This is a genomic window from Streptomyces sparsus (genome assembly GCF_054776295.1).
On sequence record NZ_BAAHCA010000645.1, the window covers coordinates 1 to 2,845 of the forward strand.

General features: G+C 71.5%; 3 protein-coding genes. 1 reads left to right on the forward strand and 2 read right to left on the reverse strand.

What is annotated here, in order from left to right; genetic code table 11:
* Positions 1-54: 54 nt before the first annotated feature.
* On the reverse strand, positions 55-1,443 hold the full coding sequence (locus ACYVE9_RS21565) for a GntP family permease (protein WP_461029543.1): 1,389 nt from the start codon (positions 1,441-1,443) through the stop codon (positions 55-57).
* Between the two features lie 69 nt (positions 1,444-1,512).
* Positions 1,513-1,995 (reverse strand): gluconokinase, encoded by a 483-nt coding sequence (locus ACYVE9_RS21570; RefSeq protein WP_461029545.1) that lies wholly within the window; start codon positions 1,993-1,995, stop codon positions 1,513-1,515.
* 119 nt (positions 1,996-2,114) lie between these two features.
* Between ACYVE9_RS21570 and ACYVE9_RS21575 the strand changes: the two genes are divergently transcribed.
* The gene (locus ACYVE9_RS21575) at positions 2,115-2,837 is read left to right on the forward strand and encodes a FadR/GntR family transcriptional regulator (protein ID WP_461029544.1); all 723 of its coding nucleotides are present in this window, start codon (positions 2,115-2,117) and stop codon (positions 2,835-2,837) included.
* Positions 2,838-2,845 lie beyond the last annotated feature (8 nt).

A 2,845-nucleotide genomic window follows, 5' to 3' on the forward strand; every position in this document is an offset into this window, starting at 1 on the left:
GTCGCTGCCGGGCCGGGACTGGCCCGGCAGCGACCCGGTCGAGCGGCGTCCTGGTCAGGCGACGGCGTAGACGGCCGTGGCCATGGCGAAACCCATCAGGCCGATGGCCGTCTGCATGACCGTCCAGGTCATCAGTGTCGTCTTGACGTCCATGCCCAGGAACCGCCCGACCAGCCAGAAGCCGGAGTCGTTGACGTGGCTCGCCGTGACGGAACCCGCGGCCAGCGACAGCACGATGGCAGCCACCTCGACGGCGTTGAAGTCGCCGGCCGTCACCACCGGCTGGAGCAGTCCGGCCGCCGTGGTCAGCGCCACGGTGGCGGATCCCTGGGCGATGCGCAGCGCGGTGGCGATGAGGTAGGCGGCGACCACGACGGGCAGGCCCAGGTCGGAGAGGGTGTCGGACAGCGCGTCACCGATGCCGCTGGCCCGCAGCACGCCGCCGAACATGCCGCCCGCCCCTGTGATCAGGATGATCGCCGCGACCGGGCCGAGGGCGGAGTCGGTCAGCTTCTCGACGACGTCGCTGCCGCGCCCGCGTCGGATGCCGAGCACGTAGCTGGCGACGAAGACGGCGACCAGCAGCGCGATGGGGGTGGCACCTAGGGCCCGTCCGACCTGGAACCAGCCGGCGTCACCGTCGGCCCAGCCCAGCGCCCGGGCGGTGTCGAGGCCGGTGTTGGCGAAGATCAGGAGCAGCGGGAGCAGCAGCAGGGCGATCACCGTGCCGGGGCGCGGCGGGTCCTCGTCGTGCTCGGCCTTCGGGCCGCCGGTCAGGATGTCGGGGACCGGGAGCACGATGCGCTTCCCCACCCAGAGGCCGAAGAGGTAGCTGGTCACGTACCAGGTGGGGATGGCGACGAGCAGGCCGAGCAGGACGACGATGCCGACCTCGGCGCCGAGCAGTTCGGACGCCGCGACCGGACCCGGGTGCGGCGGTACGAAGATGTGCATGACGGAGAAGGCACCGGCCACAGGGAGGCCGTAGCGGAGCACTCCGCCGCCCAGTCGCCGCGCCACGGTGAACACGATGGGCAGCATCACCACGAGGCCGGCGTCGAAGAAGATGGGGAAGCCGAACAGCAGGGAGGCCACTCCCAGTGCGAGCGGTGCCCGCTGTTCCCCGAAGCGGCGGATCAACGAGTCGGCGAGCGCCTGCGCGCCGCCGCTGACCTCGACCAGCCGGCCGAGGATGGCGCCCAGGCCGACCAGCAGGGCGACACCGCCCAGGGTGCTGCCGAACCCCTGGATGAGGGTGTCGACGACCTGGTTGGCGGGGATGCCTGCGGCGAAGGCGGTGAGCAGGCTGATCGTGACCAGGGCGAGCAGGGCGTGCACCCGCAGTTTGATGATCAGGAAGAGCAGCAGTGCGATGGCGACGGCTGCGATGCCGAGCAGCGGTCCGGCGCCGAGCGTCTGCGTCCACTCGTCAGTGGTGTCCATGGGAAAAGCTCCGTTGCTTTCGGGGACCTTGTGGCGGGTGCTTCGGGGACCTCGTGGCCGACGAGGGGGTCAGCCCAGCCCCAGGGCTTCCAGCGCCGCCGTGGTGATGTCGTCCGGGGACCTGTCGAGGGCGACGGTGACGCCGTCCTCGTCGGGCGCCAGGGGTTCCAGGTCGCGGAACTGGGACTCGAGCAGGGACCGCGGCATGAAGTGCCCGGTGCGCAGGTGCAGCCGGTCTGCGATCAGCCGGGCGGAGCCGTCGAGGTGGACGAACCGTACGCGGCCGTCGGCCTCGCCGAGCAGGTCCCGGTAGGACCGTTTGAGTGCCGAGCAGCTGACCACCGTCGAGTGCCCGGCGGCGGTGCGGGCGCTGATCCGGTCGCGGATGAGCCGCAGCCAGGGGAAGCGGTCGCTGTCCGTGAGCGGGACGCCGGCCGCCATCTTGTCGATGTTGGCCTGCGGGTGGAACGCGTCGGCCTCGTCCGCCTCCCAGCCGAGGCGGTCGGCGAGCAGCCGGGCGATGGTGCTCTTGCCCGCGCCCGAGACCCCCATCACCACCAGGACGGTCGGTGTCACGACCCCTCCTCATCGAAAGGTATTACCAATGAGGCGGAAAGGTAACACCATTACGTCGAGCGGGGAAGGGACAGGCGACGGGCTACGCTTTCCAGGTGGCGATACGGAGCGACGACCAGGCACGGAACGGCACCGACTCCCTGCACCACTCCGTGTCGGAGACCATCGGCATGGAGATCGTCTGCGGTGTCCTGGCCGAGGGTCACGCACTGACGCTGGACGGCATCCAGGAACGCTTCGGCGTCTCCCGCACCGTCGCCCGCGAGACCATGCGCTTTCTTGAGTCCAAGGGGCTGGTCGTCTCCCGGCGCCGCGTCGGGATCACCGTGCAGCCCGCCTCGTCCTGGCACGTGTACGACCCGCGGGTCATCTGGTGGCGGCTGGCCGGCCCAGGCCGCGACGCCCAGTTGCGCTCCCTCACCGAACTGCGCATCGCCGTCGAGCCTCTGGCGGCGGCGTCCGCGGCCCGGCACGCGTCCCCCGGTCAGCGTGAGCGACTGGTCCGGCTCGCCGCCGAGATGCGGGCCCACGGTGAGGACGGCCGGCTCGACCCGTTCATGGACCTGGACGTCGAGCTGCACGCGCTGCTGCTGCGGGCCAGCGGCAACGAGATGTTCGTGGCGCTCACCGACGTGGTGGAAGCCGTGTTGCGCGGCCGTACCCAGCTGGGCCTGATGCCCCACCACCCGGTGCCCGAGGCCCTGGACCTGCACGAGAGGGTCGCGCACGCGGTCGCCGCCGGCGAACCGGCCGAGGCCGAGGCGGCCATGCGCCGCCTGCTCACCGAGGTCCGCGACGCCATGCCGCCGCTGCGCTGAGCCGCCCC